General features: G+C 58.4%; 20 protein-coding genes. 16 read left to right on the top strand and 4 right to left on the bottom strand.

Annotated features, from left to right (window positions below):
• Positions 1-85: 85 nt before the first annotated feature.
• Genes AC2TEL_RS20935 through AC2TEL_RS20920 form a run of 4 tightly spaced genes read left to right on the top strand, consistent with a single transcriptional unit; the run spans position 86 to position 4,024 of the window.
• On the top strand, positions 86-1,657 hold the full coding sequence (locus AC2TEL_RS20935; RefSeq protein ID WP_480906745.1) for an acyl CoA:acetate/3-ketoacid CoA transferase: 1,572 nt from the start codon (positions 86-88) through the stop codon (positions 1,655-1,657).
• A gap of 5 nt (positions 1,658-1,662) precedes the next feature.
• A complete protein-coding gene (locus tag AC2TEL_RS20930) occupies positions 1,663-2,430 on the top strand; it encodes an enoyl-CoA hydratase/isomerase family protein (RefSeq protein ID WP_480844455.1) in 768 nt (255 codons plus the stop codon).
• A gap of 25 nt (positions 2,431-2,455) precedes the next feature.
• Complete coding sequence (locus AC2TEL_RS20925; RefSeq protein WP_480844453.1) at positions 2,456-2,767, top strand: Dabb family protein; 312 nt, start codon at positions 2,456-2,458, stop codon at positions 2,765-2,767.
• A complete protein-coding gene (locus AC2TEL_RS20920; protein ID WP_480844452.1) occupies positions 2,768-4,024 on the top strand; it encodes a glycerate kinase type-2 family protein in 1,257 nt (418 codons plus the stop codon).
• A 21-nt stretch (positions 4,025-4,045) separates the two neighbouring features.
• Here AC2TEL_RS20920 and AC2TEL_RS20915 read toward each other — a convergent pair whose 3' ends face one another.
• Genes AC2TEL_RS20915 through AC2TEL_RS20900 form a run of 4 tightly spaced genes read right to left on the bottom strand, consistent with a single transcriptional unit; the run spans position 4,046 to position 7,981 of the window.
• A complete protein-coding gene (locus AC2TEL_RS20915) occupies positions 4,046-4,906 on the bottom strand; it encodes a sugar phosphate isomerase/epimerase family protein (RefSeq protein ID WP_480844451.1) in 861 nt (286 codons plus the stop codon).
• Between the two features lie 4 nt (positions 4,907-4,910).
• On the bottom strand, positions 4,911-6,059 hold the full coding sequence (locus AC2TEL_RS20910) for a dihydrodipicolinate synthase family protein (protein ID WP_480844450.1): 1,149 nt from the start codon (positions 6,057-6,059) through the stop codon (positions 4,911-4,913).
• A 9-nt stretch (positions 6,060-6,068) separates the two neighbouring features.
• Entirely contained in the window at positions 6,069-6,839 is a 771-nt protein-coding gene (locus AC2TEL_RS20905) for a 3-ketoacyl-ACP reductase (RefSeq protein ID WP_480844449.1), read from the bottom strand.
• Complete coding sequence (locus tag AC2TEL_RS20900; RefSeq protein WP_480844448.1) at positions 6,836-7,981, bottom strand: acyl-CoA dehydrogenase family protein; 1,146 nt, start codon at positions 7,979-7,981, stop codon at positions 6,836-6,838. Before AC2TEL_RS20900 ends, AC2TEL_RS20905 begins: the two co-directional genes overlap by 4 nt.
• 158 nt (positions 7,982-8,139) lie before the next feature.
• On the opposite strand from AC2TEL_RS20900, the gene AC2TEL_RS20895 reads away from it, so the two are divergent.
• The 12 genes from AC2TEL_RS20895 to AC2TEL_RS20840 all read left to right on the top strand — a co-directional run bounded on the left by AC2TEL_RS20895 (position 8,140) and on the right by AC2TEL_RS20840 (position 20,240).
• On the top strand, positions 8,140-9,156 hold the full coding sequence (locus tag AC2TEL_RS20895) for an aldo/keto reductase (RefSeq protein ID WP_480844447.1): 1,017 nt from the start codon (positions 8,140-8,142) through the stop codon (positions 9,154-9,156).
• Entirely contained in the window at positions 9,153-9,623 is a 471-nt protein-coding gene (locus AC2TEL_RS20890; protein ID WP_480906742.1) for a MaoC family dehydratase, read from the top strand. The genes AC2TEL_RS20895 and AC2TEL_RS20890 overlap by 4 nt, the downstream gene beginning before the upstream one ends.
• A 10-nt stretch (positions 9,624-9,633) precedes the next feature.
• Positions 9,634-10,059 carry a GlcG/HbpS family heme-binding protein gene (locus tag AC2TEL_RS20885; protein WP_480844445.1) on the top strand — a complete coding sequence of 142 codons (426 nt, stop codon included), beginning with the start codon at positions 9,634-9,636 and terminating at the stop codon, positions 10,057-10,059.
• A gap of 338 nt (positions 10,060-10,397) precedes the next feature.
• Positions 10,398-11,681, top strand: coding sequence for a metal-dependent hydrolase family protein (locus tag AC2TEL_RS20880; protein WP_480844444.1), 1,284 nt, complete (start codon positions 10,398-10,400; stop codon positions 11,679-11,681).
• 25 nt (positions 11,682-11,706) lie between these two features.
• Positions 11,707-12,837: a substrate-binding domain-containing protein gene (locus AC2TEL_RS20875; RefSeq protein ID WP_480844443.1), complete on the top strand. Its 1,131-nt coding sequence runs from the start codon at positions 11,707-11,709 to the stop codon at positions 12,835-12,837.
• Between the two features lie 61 nt (positions 12,838-12,898).
• The gene (locus tag AC2TEL_RS20870) at positions 12,899-14,416 is read left to right on the top strand and encodes a sugar ABC transporter ATP-binding protein (protein WP_480844442.1); all 1,518 of its coding nucleotides are present in this window, start codon (positions 12,899-12,901) and stop codon (positions 14,414-14,416) included.
• Positions 14,413-15,357 carry an ABC transporter permease gene (locus tag AC2TEL_RS20865; protein ID WP_480844441.1) on the top strand — a complete coding sequence of 315 codons (945 nt, stop codon included), beginning with the start codon at positions 14,413-14,415 and terminating at the stop codon, positions 15,355-15,357. Before AC2TEL_RS20870 ends, AC2TEL_RS20865 begins: the two co-directional genes overlap by 4 nt.
• On the top strand, positions 15,354-16,325 hold the full coding sequence (locus tag AC2TEL_RS20860; RefSeq protein ID WP_480844440.1) for an ABC transporter permease: 972 nt from the start codon (positions 15,354-15,356) through the stop codon (positions 16,323-16,325). The genes AC2TEL_RS20865 and AC2TEL_RS20860 overlap by 4 nt, the downstream gene beginning before the upstream one ends.
• Before the next feature lie 15 nt (positions 16,326-16,340).
• Positions 16,341-17,690, top strand: coding sequence for a substrate-binding domain-containing protein (locus AC2TEL_RS20855; protein WP_480906739.1), 1,350 nt, complete (start codon positions 16,341-16,343; stop codon positions 17,688-17,690).
• Positions 17,687-18,310 (top strand): helix-turn-helix domain-containing protein, encoded by a 624-nt coding sequence (locus AC2TEL_RS20850; protein WP_480844438.1) that lies wholly within the window; start codon positions 17,687-17,689, stop codon positions 18,308-18,310. The genes AC2TEL_RS20855 and AC2TEL_RS20850 overlap by 4 nt, the downstream gene beginning before the upstream one ends.
• Before the next feature lie 2 nt (positions 18,311-18,312).
• The gene (locus AC2TEL_RS20845; protein WP_480906736.1) at positions 18,313-19,095 is read left to right on the top strand and encodes an alpha/beta hydrolase; all 783 of its coding nucleotides are present in this window, start codon (positions 18,313-18,315) and stop codon (positions 19,093-19,095) included.
• The gene (locus AC2TEL_RS20840; RefSeq protein WP_480844436.1) at positions 19,092-20,240 is read left to right on the top strand and encodes a fumarylacetoacetate hydrolase family protein; all 1,149 of its coding nucleotides are present in this window, start codon (positions 19,092-19,094) and stop codon (positions 20,238-20,240) included. Before AC2TEL_RS20845 ends, AC2TEL_RS20840 begins: the two co-directional genes overlap by 4 nt.
• The last annotated feature ends 3 nt before the right edge of the window (positions 20,241-20,243 follow it).

The following is a 20,243-nucleotide window of genomic DNA, read 5'->3' as shown; positions in this document are numbered from 1 at the left end:
TTCCACCCGGTGATTTATTCTTGTTGATTTTGGGCGTCTGCCGGGGCATAAGCATATAACCAGTTAGTTACTTTGTGAGGATCGCATGACAAAGCAAATGACGGCGCGCGAAGCAGCAGGCCTTGTTCCTGACGGGGCGACAGTAGCAGTGAATTCGTCGAGTGGTCTGTGCTGCCCCGATGCGGTACTCAAGGGGTTAGGCGAACGCTTTGATGAGGAAGGTGCGCCAAAGAATCTGACGACGATCCATCCCATTGCTGCTGGTGATATGTTTGGCACCAAAGGCGTGGATCACATCTCCAAGCCCGGTCTTTTGACGCGGATCATTGGCGGGTCGTACCCGTCGGGTCCCAGCAAGGCTGAGCCACCGCTGATCTGGCAGATGATCACAGGTGAACAGGTGCGCGCCTATAATGTCCCGTCGGGTATCATCTTTGACATGTTGCGCGAAGCGGCGGCCAAGCGGCCTGGTGTGTTGACGAAAGTCGGGATGGACACATTTGTCGATCCCGATATCGAAGGTTGCGCCATGAACGATGCGGCCCGTGCCGAACCGATCGTCAAACGCATGGAGTTCGAAGGTGAGGATTGGCTGTATTTCAAATCCAAGGCCCCAAACGTGGCGATCATCCGAGCTACCACCGCTGACGAAAAGGGTAATCTGAGTTTCGAGCACGAAGGCGCCTATTTGGGTGCAATGGAGATGGCACTGGCCGCCCGGAACAACGGTGGTGTCGTGATCGCTCAGGCCAAGCGCATCGCCGCCGCCGGCAGCATTCGCCCCCACGACGTCCATGTGCCGGGCATTCTGGTTGACGCGATTGTCGAGGCCCCGGATCAGTTGCAGACGACGGCGACAGAATACGATCCAGCAATATCTGGTGAATTGACTCGTCCAATCGACAGTTTCCGCACGGCGGAATTTAACGTCGGCAAAGTCATCGCCCGCCGGGTTGCGAAAGAACTGAAAGATGGCTGGGCCGTGAACATTGGGTTTGGTATCTCGGCCAATGTCCCCCGCATTCTCGTCGAGGAGGGGCTGCATGGTTCAGTCACCTGGATGATCGAGCAGGGCGCAGTCGGCGGCGTGCCATTGCTGGATTTCAAATTCGGCTGCTCGGCCAATGCCGAGGCGTTCGTCCCGTCACCTCATCAGTTCTGCTATTTTCAGGCCGGCGGGTTTGACGCCTCGCTCCTGTCATTTCTTGAAGTCGACAGGAACGGTTCGGTGAATGTGTCACGTCTTTCCGCCATACCCCACAGAACGGCCGGGGCGGGCGGCTTTGTGGATATTACGGCGCGGGCCCGGAAGATTGTATTCTCCGGCAATTTTAATGCCGGGGCAAAAATGACCATTGAAGACAGTCAGTTGAACATCCTGCAGGAAGGAAAAGTTGCCAAATTCGTCGATGAGGTCGATCAGATTTCATTCTCCGGTACGCGTGCAAAAGCGCAGGGGCAGGACGTAACCTATGTGACCGAGCGCTGTGTGATCAAACTGACGGAACGTGGCCTGACGGTGACCGAGATCGCACCAGGCGTGGACCTGCAGCAAGACATTCTGGATCAGGCGGCGACCCCGTTGTTGGTGGCGGATGATTTGGTGATGATGGACGCGGAACTGTTTGATCCGGCCCCCATGGGTCTGCAATTGTAGACAGCATGATGGAACACTTTCTGCTGGATATCAAAGACGGCATTGCGCGGCTGACCATCAACCGGCCCGACCGGCTGAATGCGATAGACGAAGCCATGATGGATGACCTTCTGTCCATCTGCCGTCAGATCGAACATACCGACGATGCGCATGTTGTCATCCTGACCGGCGCGGGTAAGGCGTTCTGTGCGGGCGGCGACATTGATGCGTGGGCAAGCCGCTCTCCCGACGGGTTTGGCCGACACTGGTTACGGGATGGGCATCAGGCGTTGGACGCGCTTACGCGTTTGCGTCAACCGGTCATCGCCGTCCTCAACGGCCATGTTTTGGGCGGTGGACTTGAGTTGGCAGCATGCGCGGATTACCGCATCGCAGAATCCCACATCCGGATCGGACAACCCGAGCCCGCGCTGGGAATTATCCCCGGCTGGTCCGGAACTCAGCGGGCGGTGCGTCGGTTTGGCGCCCAGCTCGTGCGGCGCATGGCTATCTTCGGCGAAGAGTTTTCGGCCGAAGCGGCACTGGCGGCAGGGATCGTCGATCAAGTAGTTGAAAAGGGACGGGGTCTGGCTACGGTTGACGATCTGGTCGAACGGATGCGCCATCGCGGACCTGTCGCGATTGAACTGGCAAAAATGCTGATCAATGCCGCCGAAGGAGAAGAGCGCGAACGTGTCTTTGAGGCGCTCGCCGGTCGTATTGCTGCCGCACAGCCCGAGTTGCAAACCGGCCTGTCCGCATTCAAGGACCGCAAAAAAGCAAAATTCTGGTAACATCTCGCTGAAAGGTAAGCTCAATATGATACGTCACCTTGTTCACCTGCGTTTCAAAGCAAACACAAGCGATGCAGAGAAGGCGGCATTGTATTCCGACCTGGGCGGACTTTCCGGGCATATCGACGGGATATTGGACTTTCAGCATCGCAAGAACGTCTCGATCGAAACGCCGCTTGTGCGGGATTTCAACGATATGTTCTGGTTCGACTTTCAGGATGCGGCAGTGCGCGAGGTTTATCTGAACGACAGCACCCATCAGGAAATCGGCGGGCGAATCGTTGAAAAGCTGAAAGGTGGCGCGGAGGGTGTCTTTGTCTGCGACATCGAGCTGTGAATGAAAGACACAGTGTTTCTGACCTCGCTGTTTGACGCGGCCGTCGAGGCTGCCGACCCGCTTGCGGCGCTGAAAACCCAACTTCCCGGCCCGCCCAAAGGACGCACCGTTGTGATCGGCGCAGGCAAGGGCGCAGCGCAACTGGCGCAGGCGTTCGAAACATTGTGGAACGGTCCATTGTCCGGTGTGGTCGTTACCCGTTATGGCTATGGGGCCGCGTGTTCCGGGATCGAAGTGCTTGAAGCTTCGCACCCGGTTCCCGATGAAGCCGGGGTACAAGCCAGTCAGGCTTTGATGCAGGCGGTGTCCGGCTTGGGACCGGATGATCTGGTTGTGGCGCTGATTTGTGGAGGTGGTTCATCGTTGCTGCCGTGCCCGCCCAACGGGTTGTCGCTTGCGGATGAACAGGCCCTCAACCGGGCACTTCTGACATCAGGGGCACAGATCTCGGTCATGAACGCCATTCGAAAGCATGTCAGCGGCATCAAGGGCGGTCGACTGGCGGCGCTTGCGCATCCTGCCCGGGTGGTTTCCCTTGTGGTCTCGGATGTGCCAGGAGACGATCCCGCGCAGGTGGCCTCGGGCCCGACGGTGCCGGACGGGGTGTCGCGCGATGACGCACTGCGCCTGATCACCGATTACCGTATCGAGTTGCCCGGGTCGGTTTTGGCCCACCTTAATACACCTGCCGCCGCAGCCCCTGAACCAGGGGATGTGCGGTTCTTTGGCAACGAGGTGCGTGTCATCGCCTCGGCCGGGTTGTCTTTGGACGCGGCCGCCCGCGCTGCCAAAGCGCAGGGTGTTCCCGCCGTGATCCTGTCGGACGCCATCGAGGGTGAAGCTCGGGACGTGGCCCGTGTGCACGCAGCGATCGCCCGCGAAGTGGCGGGCAAGGACCGGCCCTTCAGAAAGCCGGTCGTGATCCTTTCGGGCGGAGAGACCACGGTCACCTTGCGCGGAAAAGGAAAAGGCGGGCGCAACACCGAATTCCTGCTGTCTCTGGCGCAGGAAATTGACGGGATGGATGGAATTGTGGTGCTGGCGGCGGATACCGATGGTATCGATGGCTCGGAAGACAATGCTGGCGCATTTGTGGATGGAACAAGCTGCGCCCGGATGCGTGCCGCCGGTCGCAACCCGGCAGCGGATCTTGCCGAAAACGACGCCTTTTCGACCTTTGAGTCAATTGGAGATCTGTTCTCACCGGGTCCCACGGGTACAAACGTCAATGATTTTCGCGCCATTCTGGTGCGATGACCCGACAGGCTCGCAGGCCTTTCAGCAACAGTTTCGAAAGCGGTCAACTATCGTGTCCAGAACGTCGTTCGGGTCGCGCTTCCACCAGTTTTGGGCCGAGAAAATCTCGACCTCGCACAGTCCAGCATACCCGGCAGCTTCGACCGCGGTGCGCAAGGAACGCAAATCCGCAACCCCGTCACCCATCATGCCCCGGTCCAGCAACACGTCCGTCGTATCGGCCAGCCAGTCACACAGATGATATCCCAGTATGCGGCCCTGCGCGCGGGTCGCCAGTGTTTCGGCAAGCGTCGTGTCCCACCAGACATGGTAGACATCGATCGCCACGCCTACATTGTCGGCCCCCACCGCGTCGCAGACATTCAGCGCATCGGCGGCGGTCATCAGGCAGGTGCGGTTGCCTGCAGTTGCCGGGTTGAGCGGCTCCAGTGCCAGATGGATCCCGCGCTCCGCCGCATAAGGGGCTGCGCGGGCAACGCGGTCGGTCAGGATTTTCTGGCTTTCCAGAACGCCTTTAGTGCCCGGTTCCGGGCCACCAGTGACGATGGTCAGCACCGAGGTCCCCAAGGCCGCAGCCTGATCAATGGACAGGTGGAAATCATCCATGATCTCCTGATCGGTGGGTAAAGCCAGAGGGCCGGTCAGAAAAGGTGTTCGGCACAGACCTACAATCTGCATTTCCGCATCGTGAACGCGCTGCCCGATCTCGGCCTCGCGCCCGTCCAGCTCGCGCCGCCAGAAAGTGATGCCGCCATATCCCCGCTCGGCGCAGGCATAGATGACACGCTCGGGGGACCATCCAGCGCCATGGCCTTCAAGGTTGTGACCAAGGGTCGCCGTATTCAGGGCCAGCGCGGAATGGTCCTGCGAGAAATCGCGCATCCGCTCAGACCCCGTAAAGTTTCAGCAAATTACCCATCCGCTCAACCGCCAGATCCGGATTACGCAGCAAGCCACATTCATCCGCCATTTTGAAGCAGTCGGTGAAATAGGGCAGGGACCGCGTTGCTTGCGCGCCGTTCAGCATGATGAAATGGTCCTGAAAGCCGTTCAGCCAGGCTAGAAACACCACGCCGGTTTTGTAATATTGCGTTGGTGCACGGAAGATATGGCGCGCCAGCGGCACGGTGGGATCAAGCGTGGCGCGGAATGTTTTGGCGTCACCCTCGCTCAGCTTGCTGACGGCATAGGCTGCCGCCGGGGCCAGTGGGTCAAAGATGCCAAGCAGCGCGTGAGAATAGCCCTGATCGTCGCCTTGGATCAATTCCGGATAGTTGAAATCATCGCCCGTATACATTTTCACGCCGTCGGGCAGACGACGGCGCATGACAACCTCTTTTTCCGCTTCCAGCAGAGATACCTTGATGCCATCCACTTTGGCGGCGTTTTCCTCGATGATCGCAAGGGCTGTTTCCAGCGCGGCCTCGAAGCTGTCTGATCCCCAATAGCCAGCCAATTGCGGGTCAAACATCTCGCCCAGCCAGTGCAGGATCACGGGTTGATCACAGGCGGCCAGAACATCGCGGTATACGGCGATGTAATCTTCGGGGCCTCTGGCCACTTTCGCCAGCGCGCGCGAGGCCATCAGGATCAGGCGACCACCCACCTTCTGGATGGCTTCGACCTGATCCAGATAAGCGCGGCGCACATCGTCCAGAGTGCGTGCATCGGCAGGATCAAGATGATCGGTGCCACAGCCATTGGCGACCAGCGCATCCGGCAGTTCTTCCCTGGTGCGCCGGATCAGTTCTAATGCGCCCTCCCAGTCCAGCCCCATGCCGCGCTGAGCGGTATCCATCGCCTCGGCGATGCCCATGCCCATGCCTGCTAGATAGTGACGAAACTCCATCGTCTTGCCCCAGTCGACATGGGCGTGGCCGGTCGGGTCGTGGTCTCCAAACGGATCGACCACCACATGCGCGGCAGAATACAATACGCGGGCAGAATTGGGTGTCAGCTTCGAGGGAGCAACGGGTGTTCCGACCAATGTGTAATCATGCAATTTGCCTGTGGTGTCGGGAAGCTTGATCTTCATCGGGTGACCTCAGAAACGGGGAACAAGCATTCCGGCATCTGCCGAGATTGCCTGTCCGGTTGTATAGGGAAGTTTGCCGCTGGCCAGAGAAGCGATGATTGTACCCATCTCATCAGGCTGGCCCAGGCGGGGGAATAGGGTCAGCCCATCTTTAGCGCGCTGGTCGTATTGATCGATCACCGGGGCTGTCATGTCGGTGGCAATCAGGCCGGGCTGCACGTCGTATACAGCGATGTTTTCTGGTCCAAGCCGCACGGCAAATGTTTTGGAAATCATCGCAGCTGCCGCTTTGGAGGCGCAATACTCTGCACGAGGGGTAGCGACTGCCACAGCGTTCGATGAGGTCACGTTGACGATACTATGAAAGGTCGCCGCGTCCCGATCCCGCGCCAAAAGGCGTCTGGCAAAAGCTTGCGACAGGAAGAACATCGCCTTTGTGTTCACGGACATGCAGCGATCATAGCTTTCTTCGGACACGTCCAGCAGATCCCCACGCTGCATCACGCCGACGCCGGCATTGTTGACCAGTGTTGTAAGGGGCCCGATTTCGGCCTCAATGGCCGCCAATTGCTCATCGTGGATGGCAGTGTCCGAAACGTCAAAAGCGGCGGCGACAACCGGAACGCCGAATTCGCGGACCTTGTCCACGGCGGCGCTCAGTTCATCATCCAATTGGGGACCGTTGACGGCTATGGCAAAGCCTTCGCGCGCCAAAGCCACGGCTGCCGCAAGGCCGATCCCCCGGGAGGACCCGGTTACAAGTGCTGCGCTGATGCTCATGTTGCTGCCCCTTTTGTCAGCAATTCCCGAGCTATGATCATACGTTGAATCTGGTTTGTGCCCTCATAAATCTGAGTGATTTTCGCATCTCGATACAGGCGTTCCACTTCGAATCCGCGGATATATCCGGACCCGCCAAATACCTGCACAGCGTCCGAAGAGCGCTGTACCGCCATATCTCCGGCAAAACACTTAGCCATTGAACAGGCCTTGGTTGCATCTTGCCCGTTATCGATCTTGTAGGCGGCAGAATGAACCAGCAGTCTGGCCGCTTCGACATCCTTGGCGATGTCGGCCAGCAACCACTGAACCCCCTGGAAGTCTGAGATGGGTTTGTTGAATTGTTTGCGCTGCTGCGCGTAATCGGTGGCGGCTTCAAGGCCTGCCTGACCTATTCCAACGGCCAGAGCTGCGATGCCTACCCGTCCTTTGTCGAGTACGCTCATCATCATGTGAAAGCCTCGCCCTTCTGTGCCCAGCAACGCATAAGCGGGCAGGCGTACATCGTCGAATGACAATGGCCCAACCTGACTGGCGCGCTGGCCCATCTTGAGCTCTTTCGGACCACGCGAAACGCCGTCGGCGTGCAGGTCGACTACAAAGATGGACATGCCGCGATGTCCCGCTTCGGGGTCTGTTTTGGCCAGAACAAACCCCAGATCCGCAACGGGTGCGTTGTGAATCCAGATCTTGCCGCCGTTCAGAACCCAACCATCGCCATCGCGTTTGGCAGTGGTGCGAATACCCGACACGTCTGTGCCCGCCTCGGGTTCGGTGATGCAATACGCGGGGCGCAGTTTCGCGGCCAGCAGATCGCCCAGCCATTTCTGTTGCTGATCCGCCGTTCCGTGACGCACCAGTAGGGTTGTGACCAGTTCAAGCAGGCCGCACTGATCCGCGATCGAGGCGTAGCCGCGCGACAGTTCCTCCATCACCAGCGCATATGTCACCGTGTCGAAACCGGGTCCGCCCAGTTCTTCGGGGACGCCGATGCCGAACAGGCCAAGTTCGGCCATTTGATCATAGATTTCTGCGGGAAAGCGCGAGTCGCGATCCAGTTCTTCCGCCGCAGGGCGGATGACATCTTCTGCGAATTGTCGGGTCATATCGCGGACTTGAATATGGGTTTCCGTCAGAAACATAGCTGTGCCCCAAGATGTAACTAATCAGTTACTAATACGCGTGCCCGAGGCGGTTCGTCAAGTGGGTTGATCGGTTTTGCCACATGAGGTAAATAACCAACCAGTTACTTAATGACTGCGTAATTATCGGCGATCCGGTTTGCATATGGGAGGCTTGCATGAATCCGAATACACTGAACAAGTTTGGCCGGGTGGATCTGAACGTATCCGCCTTTGGTTTTGGCACTGCGCCGATTGGCAACATCTTTCGCGAGATCGACGAGGCAACGTCGGACGCGATGATCCAGCACGCCTGGGACAAAGGCGTTCGGTATTTCGACACCGCTCCGATGTATGGGCATGGCCTGTCCGAAATGCGGACGGGGCACAGCCTGCGCTGGAAGGACCGCGGTGATTTCATCCTGTCGTCCAAGGTTGGCCGGGTGCTGAAACCTGCGCGCCGTCAGGACATCAATTTCGAGCCCTGGACCAACGCCGCGCCCTTCACCATGCATTTCGACTATAGCTATGATGGGATCATGCGGTCATTCGAGGACAGCCTGCAGCGCATGGCGCTGGAGCATATGGATATCTGTTTTATCCACGACATCGACGTTTTCACGCGCGGCGCCGAGCAACCCGAGGTATTCAAGCAGGCCATGGATGAGGCCTGGAAAGCGTTGGAAAGCCTGCGTGATCAGGGTGTTGTCAAAGCTATCGGCGTCGGCGTGAACGAGTGGGAAGTGTGCCATGCCGCACTTGAACAGCGCGATTTCGACTGCTTCCTGCTGGCCGGGCGCTATACGTTGCTGGAACAGGACGCTTTGGACAAGTTCCTGCCGCTTTGTGAAGAGCGCGGCGCCGCAGTGGTCGTCGGTGGCGGCTTCAACTCGGGCATTCTGGCTACGGGTGCAAAGGAAGGAGCCAAGTACAACTATGCTCCGGCCCCTGCTGATATCATGGACAAGGTTCGCAACATCGAAGCTGTCTGTGCCGAATACAACGTGCCGCTGCCCGCCGCCGCGCTGCAATTCGTGGTCGCGCACCCGGCGGTGCCGACTTTCATGGCGGGCACTCGCACGGTCGAGCAGCTGGATCAAAACCTGAACTGGTTCAGCCATGACATCCCGACCGAGTTCTGGGCAGACCTGAAAACCAAGGGTTTGCTGCGCGAAGATGCTCCGGTTCCGGAATGACCGCTGATCCCCTGGCTGCAGGGACCTATGGCTATCACGATCTGCAGGTCGGGGATGTGATGAAAACCGGGTCTGCCGAGATAACGGCAGACCTGATTGCCGCTTTTGCTGAACTGACCGGCGACAAATACCCGCTGCATCTGGATGATGATGTGGCCCGACAGCTTGGCTACAAGGCGCGAGTGGCGCATGGGCTGCTGGTCCTATCTGTTGTCGATGGGTTGAAGTTCCAGTCCGATGCACGGCCTGACGGGCTGGCCTCGCTGGGGTGGAACTGGCGCTTCAAAATGCCCGTCTTCGCGGGTGATACGATTCGGGCTGAGCTAATCGTCGTCTCAAAACGCATTACGGCATCGGGAAAACGCGGGATCACTGAGTTTCAGTTTGATGTTTTCAATCAGGATGATCTGAGAGTTCAGCACGGAACCAATGAGTTGATTTTTGACCTGCAACTTCAACAGGGCTGACGAGGGGTACATGTCGATATCAATCACCAAACGAGTCATCACGCATAAGGCGGCCAATGCGGCGGTTCTGGCAGCGCTGGATCATGCGGCGCTGAACGCATGGTCTGTTGCCGCAATTGTGGTCGATCCGGGTGGGCAAATGGTTGCCGCCGGACGGATGAACACGGCGCCCGCCGCCGTGGCCGAATTCGCGCAGGACAAAGCGCGCACAGCCGTTCTGGGAAAATCCACGCGGGCGTTTGCCGAACGCATGTCCTCGCATCCGAACTTGAAAATGGGTTTGCTGAACCGCCGGGGATTGTGCGCCTGGGATGGCGGTGTTCCTATCTATGAAGACGGTGTGTTGATCGGTGCAATGGGTGTATCGGGTGCAGCCGGTCCTGACGACATTCAGTGTGCTAAGGCTGGCCTGACGGCGATTGGTTCGGGCGATTGAATTGAGTTTGACCGTTGTTGCGTTGAAGGGCGTTGGCGGCAACGGTTACATGATCCAGCGCCGAAGACCTGATACTGTCTCGGTCTGAAGAGTATTTTCCTGACAAAACGTTTCTTTGCTGCCTCTGCATCCAAGTGGACGGCGGGAACGGGTGGCGAGCTGCAGTCAATCTGGCATCAACCTATTCCGCCCTTTCGATTGCATTCAAATCAAGCACCATAAAGTGAACTAATACAAAATATGAGAAACATCCCGTGAATCACACCGGTATTTGATGGGAAACTGATGCATCTTTTTTCACGTCGCATCGGCAAACGTATGCGCACTGGGAGGAGACAATGTCACAGTTCAGTATTACAGGTGCGAATATTTGGGATGGCGTTTCGGACGACTGTTATCCGGGCACCGTTATCGTAACGGACAACAAAATTACAACGGTCACCAGAGGGGAAAGCCGTTCCGCCGAAAATGTCGGCGAGACGATAGACGGCACCGGTCACACATTGATGCCAGGTATGGTCGAGGGTCATTGCCATCCCAGTTTCACCGGAGTGGGCGAACCTTGGGAACTCGGCCAGCTTTGCCCGGAACAGCATATGCTGTTGACGGCTCAGAATTTGCGACTGCTTTTAAGCCATGGGTTCACTTCGATATTTGAAGCTGCCTCCGCAAAGCCAATGCTGGGTGTGACCGCGCGGGACGCAATTAATGCCGGTATGCTGGCCGGACCCCGGATGCGCGCCTCAAGCCCCGAAATTACAACAACCGCCGGTTTGGGCGACGAGAGAAAGCGCCACATCTATCAGGAAAGCTTCGGTCTGGTCGCGGACGGTCCAATCGAGATGCGCCGCGTGGCACGTGAATGCGTTCGCGACAATGTCGACAATATGAAGATCAATATCTCGGGGGATGAGTTCGTCTCATTCGCGCGCGCCGAAATCACACCGCTGGAAGATGATGAGCTGGCCGCCTTCATGGCAGTGGCCCGGAAGTACGGGAAGACGGTTGCGGCACATGCCCGGTCGTCGGAGTCGGTAAAAATGGCAGTGCGTCACGGCGTAGATTGCATCTACCACTGTGACTTCGCAGACGAAGAAGCGCTGGACATGCTGGAAGAGGCCAAGGATCGCGTCATCCTCGGCCCCGCCTTTGGTCTGGTTCACAACGCGACCCGCGAAGGTGAGGCGGTGGGCATCACCAAAGAAGTGGCCGAAGACCTGAACCTTTTCCGCAAATTCGACGCCACCTGCGCCACGTATCACGAAATCCGCAAACGCGGTCTGCGCGTGGCCGTTGGTGGAGACTATGGTTTTGCTGTGACGCCGATGGGTCAGAACGCCCGAGATCTCGAACATTTCGTGCGCTATTTCGGCTACACACCCATCGAGGCGCTGCGCTGTGCCACAATGGTTGGTGCTCAGCTGATGCAGATGGAGGATCAGATCGGTCAGGTCAAAGAGGGCTTTCTGGCTGATCTGCTGCTGGTCAAAGGCGACGTTACCAAGGATGTGAGCCTCGTGCAGCATCAGGACAACTTGTCGATGATCATGAAGGACGGGGTGATGTTCAAAGACCCTCGAACCGGCATCAATGCAAGCGGCTTGATCCGCGCTGCCGAATAAAATCAATACGTTAAGGAGGAAACGCATGCGTATTCTGAAAACCGCGGCCGCGGCCGCGACTCTGGGGCTGTTTGTCGGATCGGCGATGGCGGATGGATATCAAGGGGTGCCGCGCACCTTTCTGTGGAACCCCGGCGCGTTGGAAATCTATGACGCGGCCGAGTACAAGAAAGAAGGGCCCTATACGATCGGGTTCTCGAACGCTTCGATCTCGAACCCATGGCGCGTGGCAATGCTGCATGGGATCGAAGCTGCAGCCGAGCGCAACGCTGACAAGCTGAGCCGCTTCATCATCACCGATGCAAATGACGACCCCAGCAAACAGGCTGCCGATGTGCAGGATCTGATCGCACAGGGCGTTGACATTCTGCTGATCTCGCCAGCAACAGCCGAAGCGATGGACCCGGTCATTCGCCGCGCCAAGCGGCAGGGTCTTCCGGTGGTTCTGGTCGACCGTTCGGTGCCCTCGGACGAGAACTTCATCAGCTTTGTTACTGCCTCGGATCAGGCGCTGGGTCGGATTTCGGCTCAATGGCTGGCTGAGAAGCTGGACGGTAAAGGCAAGGTCGTGATGTTGGGCGGTTTGGCCGGGGCGTCCCCTGCCGAAGCACGCATTCAGGCCGCAATGGAGGTGTTCAACCAGTTTCCCAAGTTGGAAGTGTTGGAGACGCAATACACCAGTTGGTCACCCGCCAACGGTAAAACCATCATGTCCGCACTGATCCAGAAATACGGTGATGAGATTTCGGGCGTCTGGGCAGACTCGGGCCTGCAAGGCTCGGGCTCGATCGAAGCCTTCCTTGCTGCCGGATATGAGGCCGGAACTATCCCGCCGCATACGGGTGGCGACTTCAACGCGATGTATCAGCTGTCGGTGAATAACGACGTGCCGATGGTCGGCATTGACTACCCCCCAGCCATGGGCGCGCGCGCGTTTGAGGTTCTGTTCGACGTTCTGGACGGAAAGGGCATCCCAAAGCGGATCGAAGTAAATCAGCAGGTTGTTGTGTCTGAAGGGCACGAGACGCCTTCCGTGCAGGCGGACGTGTTCGTCGCGGATTATGCGCTGATGGACAAGCCGGGCTCAGTCATCATGTCCTCGGGCGTTGGGGACGACTACGATCCGGCCACCTTCTCGGCGGTCTATCCCAAGTAACCGGGATCAAAACAGGCAGGGGCGGTATTGCATCGCCCCGCCACCACGGGAGGAGAGAACAATGGCACAGCCATATCTGGCCGCGCGCGGTCTCAGCAAGTCATTTGGCCCCAACGAGGTGCTCAAGGGGATCGAGTTCGAAGTCCATGGTCACCATGCCGTTGCGCTGTGCGGTGAAAATGGAGCCGGAAAATCGACGCTGATCAAACTGCTGACCGGGTTGTATGTCCCAACGGGCGGGCATGTGGAGTTCAAAGGCCGGGAAGCGGGTTGGTCCGATCCGCGCCAGAGCCTTGCCGCCGGGATTGCAGTTGTGCATCAGGAGTTCTCAGTGCTGGGGGCCTTGTCGATTGCCGAAAACATCTATCTTGGCGCCGAACCACGCACCAAATTGGGTTTGATCGATCGCAAGGCTTTGAAGCGTGACGCGCAGGCTCTGCTGGATGATCTGGGGATTTCTCTGAACCCGGACAATCTTGTTGAAACCCTGTCGGTTGCCGACAAGCAGATGGTCGAGATTGCCAAAGCTCTAAGGGTTGAAGCTAAGGTTCTGATCCTGGACGAACCGACAGCCGTGCTGAGCCAGAACGAAACCAAGCACCTATTCCGCATCATCAACGACCTGCGGGAACGGGGGATGGGGCTGGTTTACGTCTCGCACCGGCTGGATGAGATTTTCGAGATATGCACCGACATCACGGTGATCAAGGACGGGGTCGTTACCTCGAGAGGGCCGACTACGGACTATACCCATGACAGCGTGATTGCTGCCATGGTGGGGCGCGAGCTTGGTGACCTCTTCCCGCACAAGGCCGCGAACCCAACGGCGGGCGAGAAGGTGCTGGAGGTGGAGAACCTTGTTGTGGCTCCGCACCTTCCGCCCGCCAATCTGGACGTCCACGCGGGTGAGATTGTTGGGCTGGCCGGTCTGGTCGGCTCGGGCCGGACCGAACTGGCACTGGCATTGTTCGGGGCCGCACCGGCCACCGGGCAAGTAACCCTGATGGGTGAGCCAATACCACATCGCGATCCGGCGGGCTGTATCGAGGCGGGCATACTGATGCTGACCGAATCCCGCAAAGATGACGGGTTGTTCCTGAACTCCTCGGTCGCGCGAAACTTCGCGGCAACGACACCGGGCTTCGGCGTGCACCACAACGCCATCCCACCGGGGCATGAGGAGCGTCGCGCCGCGGTTCTGAAAGAACGCCGTGGCGTGGTGGTGGATCACGTTGGCCTGCCGATCTCGGCGCTGTCGGGTGGTAACCAGCAAAAGGTCCTGATCGCGCGATTGCTTGAGAACCGGCCCAAACTGCTGATCCTGGACGAGCCCACCAGGGGCGTCGATGTCGGTGCAAAATCAGAGATCTACAAGACCCTGCGTGAGTTGGCGGATGAAGGTATGGCCCTGCTGGTCATCTCGTCCGAACTGATCGAGATCGTTGGGCTTTGTGACCGCGTGCACGTTATGCGCGACGGAGAACTGGCGAAAGAGCTGGTCGGTGATGAGATCACCGAAGAGGCAATCATCACCGTCGCCGCTGCCGAAACCTCAACCCATCACGGAGTAGCGGCATGAGCACGATCGCCCGCGCCACACGCGCCCAGCCCGTTCATCTAGTCGTTGTTGCACTGATTGCCATCGTCTTCGTGATTGGCATATCGGCCTCAGACCGTTTCGCGACGCCGCTCAACATAGCCAATGTACAGGACCAGATGGTTGCCCTAGCTATTGTCGCATTGGCGCAGACCGTCGTGATCCTTTCTGGTGGCATCGACCTCAGCTATGCCGGGGCGCTAAGCTTCCTCTGTGTGGTTTTCGCAGCCATAGCCGGGGACACAACGGGGACCTTGTTGTTGGCGGTGGCTGCTGTGGTCGCCCTTGGCATCCTCATCGGTATGATTAACGGAGGCATTACCGCCTATGTCGGCGTGCATCCCCTGATTACTACGCTTGGTACCTCGACCATCCTTGCGGGTGCGGCGCTGTTGATCACCCGGCAGCCATCGGGCTCGGTGCCGTTGTTCTTCGAAGATTTCGCCTATGGCCGTCTCGGCGTGATGCCCTACGGCATGATGTTCGTCATCGCGTTGTACCTGCTGATCGGCTTCATGCTGTGGCGCACGAGTTTCGGAACCCGCATCTATGCGATTGGTGACAATGAGAACGCCGCCGCTGTCTCCGGCCTGCCGGTGAAGCAGACCAAAGTGGCAATTTATGCCTTGTCCGGGCTGCTCTGCGCCGTGGCCGCCATGTATATGACGGGACGGTTCGGGGTCGGCGATCCGCGCGCGGGTGTCGGGTTCGATCTGCGCTCAATTACACCAGTGATTGTCGGCGGTACGCTTCTGGCCGGGGGTAAAGGCGGCGTTCTGGGAACCGCGCTGGCCGTGATATTACTGGCGTTTCTGGCAAATGTTCTGAATTTCATGAACATCTCCAGTTACTACCAGTGGATCGCCGAAGGTCTGATCATCATCGCCGCTGTTTCATTTTTTGCAGGAAAGTGCAAGTCATGACCACGACGGCCACCAACCCCGCAAACACTAAACCCAATCGCAATACGGTCCGCGCGACCCAGCGCCGAGAGTTGCTGATCCTATTGGGATTCCTAGCCGTGATCTGGGCGGTGACCACCATGCTGTCTCCCCGGTTCCTGACACCGGCAAACCTGAAGGACATTCTGATCCAGACCGCACCGTTAGGCTTTGTTGTTATTGGTCAGATGATCGTCATTATCGTCCGAGGGCTCGACCTGTCTGTCGCGTCGATCATGGCAACGGTCGCGGTTTTGTCGACCTCACTGATCGACTCGACGCCTGTCATCTTCATCGTCGGCCTGCTGCTGGGCGGGTTTATCGGAGCGATCAACGGCTATCTCGTCGCCTACCGAAAGGTGACTCCGTTCCTTGCGACGTTGGCCACCATGATCGTGCTGCAAGGGGTGCGTTTTGCCTATACCAAGGGCGCTCCGGGCGGGACCTTGCCGGATACCTTCCGATGGCTCGCGAGCGGCGACATTCTTGGAATACCCGTTGCGCTGATCGCCTTGGCCATCGTTGGTTTCGGGATGCACTGGCTGCTGGAACGGACTGTCTTTGGCCGCCGCCTGAAACTCTATGGCGACAGCCCGGAGGCCGCCTATATGACCGGCGCACCGACCCGATTTTTGGTTGTTATGGCCTTTGTCATCTCTGGCGTACTTGCGGCCATCGCAGGACTGTTTCTGGTGGGCTATGTCGGCATTGTCGACAACTGGACCGGACGTGGATACGAGCTGGACAGCATCGCCGCAGCCGTAATCGGCGGCGCGACACTCTCGGGTGGCAAGGGCTCTGTCCCTGGCGTTTTGCTGGCCGCGTTGATCCTTGTATCTTTGTTCAACATCGTGGTGATCCTTGGTCTGTCCATCGAGTTGCAGTTGGTGATCAAGGGCACGCTGATTATCCTCGCCGCAGCCGTTTACATGAAACGGTCGCAAGGCTGATCCGGAAAGGCGCCCATGTCTCAGGATGAGAAATCAAACGTGCAACGCATTGCGGCGGTCCTGAAAGGGTTCGACGCCGGCAATACGCCGCGCCGCACGCATGACATCCTCGAAGATCTGGGCGTTACCCGCTCTACCGGCTTTGGCCTGCTGAGGGCGATGGTGGCAGCGGGTTGGCTGGAGCGTTTCGACCACGGATTTCTGCGTCTAGGGCCAAAAGCCCGGCAGATGATATTCGCCGCACTTGAGGTGCCTGAAACCATGGAAGGGAAGAAGCTATCGGCGCGACTGGGAAATCCAGGGGCAGAGATAAAAGGCAACGTCCCAGATCTGGAATGGGACCCGGCGCTGGTGCGAACCGTAGACGCCAGCCGGTATCGGCGCGCAACCCCATTTCGTATCGGTTTTTCAAACGCATCAACAAGCAACGCCTGGCGCCGCGCAATGCTACAAAGCCTGTATTATGCAGAGCGGATTGCGCAATCTCAGATCGAAGCGCTAATCGTGCTGGATGCGCAGGATGACCCGGCCTTGCAGCTTGAACAGATAGATGAGCTTGTTGCTCAGGGCATTGATCTTCTGCTGATATCCATCACCTCGGTCAACGATCAGGCCCTCAGCGACCGTTTAGGAGAGCTGGCCCATGAGGGCCTGCCGATTGTCGCAGTCGACCGGCGACCGAATGACCGGTCATCGCTCGTTTCATTTGTCACGGCATCGGACAGCCGGATCGGGCGCATTAGCGCCCAGTGGATGGCTGAGACGTTGTCCGGTCAAGGCCGCGTCTGGATGCTGAGCGGGCTCGATGGGGCGAGCCCGGCCTTGCGCAGACAACAGGCGGCGCTGGCGGTATTTTCCGAATTTCCAGGCATCAGGGTTGAGAATGTCAGCTACACCGATTGGACCGAAGCAGGTGGTTATGACGCAATTGACAACGTATTGGCCGAGGCGCGCCGACCACCGGACGGGGTTTGGTGTGACAGCGGCTTGCAGGGCGTAGGCTCGGTCCGACGGTTTCTGGATGGCGGCTTCAATATTCCTGCCCATACCGGTGGGGACCTGAACGAGATGTACAAACTGTGCCTCCATCACAAGGTGCCGATGGCCGCACTCGACTATCCGGCAAGCATGGGCGCAAGGGCGCTGGGGTTGGCACTGGATATTCTGGGAGGCAACACGGTTCCGCAACGCGTGGAAGAGCCTGTGCAGATCGTTTTGCCGCGGGGCTTGGAGACGACTTCGGTCAAGGCTGACAGCTGGGCTGAACTGCATGTCGCCTGGGATTTGCCGGACGATGCAATCCTTTCGCAAGGCCCGGCCTTGCGTCGAGACAAACGATCCATCAAAGGGAGTGCCACAGGATGACCCATTCTGCCTATGCTCGCGCCGTCGACGTTTTTGAAGCGCTCATAACGGCGCCGGGGCACGACGCATTTGCGTCTCCGGCGGGACTGATCCGAGCAGCGGGCGTGCCCGCCAGCAGTGGGTACCGTCACACCGCCACGCTTGAAGCCGAGGGGATGCTGCGTCGCGACGCTCAGGGCCACTACCTGTCCGGCATGTCCGCTATCCGGGTTGGTCTGCATGGTTTTGGCATTGGCCGAATGGCACCGCCGGTGCAGCCCATTCTTCTGCAACTGCGCCAGAGCACTCAGCTTACGTCCTTTCTGGCTGTCGCGCAGGATATGGAATTGCGCATGGGTCCGCACACGGTCGGTCGCGAGACGCGTGGCATTCCGGTGCAACCGTCATACGGGTTCGAAACCATCCCCGATCTTGCCATCGGCGATGTTTCCGAGATCGGCTTGCGTTGGTTTGAAGGTTCGGTCGCCCGTCGTACGACTGTGGCCTTGATCCCTGTCGAAAGCTCGACCAGCAGCATTGCGCTGTTGGGGCTGGTTCTGAGTGCGGCACGCGGTACCAGCGACGTGGAGACCCGGGTTTTGCGACAGGCATACGAGCAGATCAAAGAGCAAGAGATCTGAACATGCAGGCTTTCTGGGATCGTCAATTCAAGTTTTCCGAGGTCATTCCTGATTTTTACGATGCGTTGAACCGCATGGCGAAGGACAGTGAGGCCGTCGCCAAACAGGTGCAGTTTTTGCGTGCCACCTATGGCGACCATCCGCGGCAATGGGTGGAATGGGTCGAGGGCACGGGACCTCAGTCCGTGTTGCCAGTGATCATCCACGGCGGCTATTGGCGGGCGCTTCAGGCGGAAACGCATCGCTTCATGATGCCGGGATTTCTGTCCACCGGGGCGGCCGTCGCCAACACAGAATACCGTCTGATACCCGAGGTTCGGCTGACCGATGTCGTGGAAGACGTCAAATCGGCTCTGCGCACGCTGGCCGAGGCTTTCCCCACCGCGAGGTTCGTTTTGATTGGCCATTCCGCCGGGGCGCATCTTGCCTTATCCGCCCTAACCGATGATGCGCTTGCAGAGCGGACATTGGGCGTTCTGTCGATCAGCGGAGTGTATGACCTGGCCCCGGTGCGGCTTTCCTTTTTGCAATCGGAATTGGCCTTGTCCACGGAGGAGGTGTCAGAATTCACTCTGTCACCGCAAGCGGACCGTCCGCCCGTTCTCTATATCAACGGCGGCGCAGAAACGCCCGAATACCTGCGGGGTGGAGCGCTGATGTCGCAACCCGAAAACGCCGATTGGCATATAATCGACGATGCGGACCACTTGTCTCTGACCTGGGCCACCTGCGATCAGGCTGATGCGCTTCTGTCCAAACTCTTTTCTCTGGGAAACACCAAATGACACTGAACTTACCCGACATTGGAACGTTCGTTGGCCGGATCTGGCTGCCTCAAGCGCAAGGTCCTGCGCTTGTGGTGCGAAGGGGAGAACGTCTGCTCGACATCACCTCACCGGTCGTGCCGACCATGCAGGCGTTGCTGGAATTGGACGACGCGGCTTCGACCGTTCAAGCTATTGACGGCACGGATGTTGGCCGCATTGACGATATCGCCGCCAATTCGAGCGAGTCTCCGAACGCCTCCAAGCCCTATTTCCTGGCACCATCCGACCTACAACCGATTAAAGCCTGTGGCGTGACTTTTGTGTCGTCGATGCTGGAACGTGTGATCGAAGAGAAAGCCAAGGGCGATCCGGCCAAAGCCGACGCAATCCGTGCCCGCTGTACCGAAATTCTGGGCGATAGCCTGCGCGCGGTGGTTCCCGGTTCAGACAAGGCAATGGCATTGAAAGTCGCGCTAATCGCGGAAGACGTGTGGTCGCAATACCTTGAGGTTGGGATTGGCCCGGACGCCGAGGTGTTCACCAAATCGCAGGCCATGTCCGCAGTTGGCTTTGGGGCCAGCATCGGACTACATCCGATTTCAACCTGGAACAATCCGGAACCTGAAATTGTCCTGGCCGTCGACAGCGAGGCCCGTATCAAAGGCGCGACCCTTGGCAATGACGTGAACCTGCGCGATGTCGAAGGGCGCTCGGCCCTGTTACTGGGCAAAGCCAAAGACAATAATGCCTCTTGCGCGATAGGCCCAATGTTGCGGCTGTTCGATGACAGCTTTGATCTTGATGACGTCAGGCAGGCTGAACTGACATTGCAGGTAACTGGTGAAGAGGGTTTTGAGTTGCATGGTACCAGTTCGATGGCTGAGATCAGCCGGGACCCGGAAGACCTTGTGGGACAGGCGCGTGGGGCGCATCATCAATACCCTGACGGGTTTTTTCTTATGCTTGGCACGCTCTTTGCGCCGACGCAGGACCGTGACACGCCAGGTGGCGGTTTCACTCATAAGATGGGTGATCGCGTCGAAATATCGAACCCGATGCTGGGTTCATTGGCCAACACCGTCCGCCTTTCAACTGAATGCCCACCTTGGGTTTTCGGCACGAGCGCATTGATGAAAAATCTTGCCGCGCGCAAACTAATCTAAGGA

The sequence above is a fragment of the Ruegeria sp. HKCCD9138 genome (assembly GCF_057220975.1).
The sequence above is the reverse complement of the archived record's forward strand: the minus strand, read 5'-3'. Positions and strand labels throughout refer to the sequence as shown.

What these genes read in the sequence shown, in the direction of transcription:
- AC2TEL_RS20935 (WP_480906745.1), top strand. Translation starts at nt 86, where the DNA reads ATGACAAAGCAAATGACGGCGCGCGAAGCAGCAGGCCTTGTTCCTGAC.
- AC2TEL_RS20930 (WP_480844455.1), top strand. Translation starts at nt 1,663, where the DNA reads ATGATGGAACACTTTCTGCTGGATATCAAAGACGGCATTGCGCGGCTG.
- AC2TEL_RS20925 (WP_480844453.1), top strand. Translation starts at nt 2,456, where the DNA reads ATGATACGTCACCTTGTTCACCTGCGTTTCAAAGCAAACACAAGCGAT.
- AC2TEL_RS20920 (WP_480844452.1), top strand. Translation starts at nt 2,768, where the DNA reads ATGAAAGACACAGTGTTTCTGACCTCGCTGTTTGACGCGGCCGTCGAG.
- AC2TEL_RS20915 (WP_480844451.1), bottom strand. Translation starts at nt 4,906, where the DNA reads ATGCGCGATTTCTCGCAGGACCATTCCGCGCTGGCCCTGAATACGGCG.
- AC2TEL_RS20910 (WP_480844450.1), bottom strand. Translation starts at nt 6,059, where the DNA reads ATGAAGATCAAGCTTCCCGACACCACAGGCAAATTGCATGATTACACA.
- AC2TEL_RS20905 (WP_480844449.1), bottom strand. Translation starts at nt 6,839, where the DNA reads ATGAGCATCAGCGCAGCACTTGTAACCGGGTCCTCCCGGGGGATCGGC.
- AC2TEL_RS20900 (WP_480844448.1), bottom strand. Translation starts at nt 7,981, where the DNA reads ATGTTTCTGACGGAAACCCATATTCAAGTCCGCGATATGACCCGACAA.
- AC2TEL_RS20895 (WP_480844447.1), top strand. Translation starts at nt 8,140, where the DNA reads ATGAATCCGAATACACTGAACAAGTTTGGCCGGGTGGATCTGAACGTA.
- AC2TEL_RS20890 (WP_480906742.1), top strand. Translation starts at nt 9,153, where the DNA reads ATGACCGCTGATCCCCTGGCTGCAGGGACCTATGGCTATCACGATCTG.
- AC2TEL_RS20885 (WP_480844445.1), top strand. Translation starts at nt 9,634, where the DNA reads ATGTCGATATCAATCACCAAACGAGTCATCACGCATAAGGCGGCCAAT.
- AC2TEL_RS20880 (WP_480844444.1), top strand. Translation starts at nt 10,398, where the DNA reads ATGTCACAGTTCAGTATTACAGGTGCGAATATTTGGGATGGCGTTTCG.
- AC2TEL_RS20875 (WP_480844443.1), top strand. Translation starts at nt 11,707, where the DNA reads ATGCGTATTCTGAAAACCGCGGCCGCGGCCGCGACTCTGGGGCTGTTT.
- AC2TEL_RS20870 (WP_480844442.1), top strand. Translation starts at nt 12,899, where the DNA reads ATGGCACAGCCATATCTGGCCGCGCGCGGTCTCAGCAAGTCATTTGGC.
- AC2TEL_RS20865 (WP_480844441.1), top strand. Translation starts at nt 14,413, where the DNA reads ATGAGCACGATCGCCCGCGCCACACGCGCCCAGCCCGTTCATCTAGTC.
- AC2TEL_RS20860 (WP_480844440.1), top strand. Translation starts at nt 15,354, where the DNA reads ATGACCACGACGGCCACCAACCCCGCAAACACTAAACCCAATCGCAAT.
- AC2TEL_RS20855 (WP_480906739.1), top strand. Translation starts at nt 16,341, where the DNA reads ATGTCTCAGGATGAGAAATCAAACGTGCAACGCATTGCGGCGGTCCTG.
- AC2TEL_RS20850 (WP_480844438.1), top strand. Translation starts at nt 17,687, where the DNA reads ATGACCCATTCTGCCTATGCTCGCGCCGTCGACGTTTTTGAAGCGCTC.
- AC2TEL_RS20845 (WP_480906736.1), top strand. Translation starts at nt 18,313, where the DNA reads ATGCAGGCTTTCTGGGATCGTCAATTCAAGTTTTCCGAGGTCATTCCT.
- AC2TEL_RS20840 (WP_480844436.1), top strand. Translation starts at nt 19,092, where the DNA reads ATGACACTGAACTTACCCGACATTGGAACGTTCGTTGGCCGGATCTGG.